Source organism: Bacillus cereus group sp. BfR-BA-01360, assembly GCF_022663595.1.
In the GTDB taxonomy this organism is placed as follows: Bacteria; Bacillota; Bacilli; order Bacillales; family Bacillaceae_G; genus Bacillus_A; species Bacillus_A cytotoxicus.
The window spans coordinates 1-366 of record NZ_JAKUFV010000084.1 but is presented as its reverse complement, the minus strand read 5'-3'; the positions used below and the strand labels follow the sequence as shown (position 1 = coordinate 366).

Below are 366 nucleotides of genomic sequence, written 5' to 3'. Positions count from 1 at the left end.
GTGTCAAGGCATCCACCGTGCGCCCTTTCTAACTTAACCAAACTAAAATTAAAAATATGAGCTACACTGTTATCTAGTTTTCAAAGAACATGCCTACTGCGCTGCATCTGCTTCTCTGCTGACATGCGGTGAGGAATCCATCATCGTGGAATTCACTTTCAGACGCAAACGCAAGAAAAAACAAACTGCTTACGCTGTATAAACTTGAGAGAAAGTTCTCTCAAAACTGAACAAAACGAAACACGGAAACTTATATTGATGAACAACGTTCATCCATTCTCCATAGAAAGGAGGTGATCCAGCCGCACCTTCCGATACGGCTACCTTGTTACGACTTCACCCCAATCATCTGTCCCACCTTAGGCG

The 366-nt window shown here is 43.4% G+C and carries 1 rRNA gene; it reads right to left on the bottom strand.

Annotated elements, in window-relative coordinates:
• Positions 1 to 286: 286 nt before the first annotated feature.
• Positions 287 to 366 (bottom strand): 16S ribosomal RNA (locus MR056_RS22015); the annotation flags it as partial.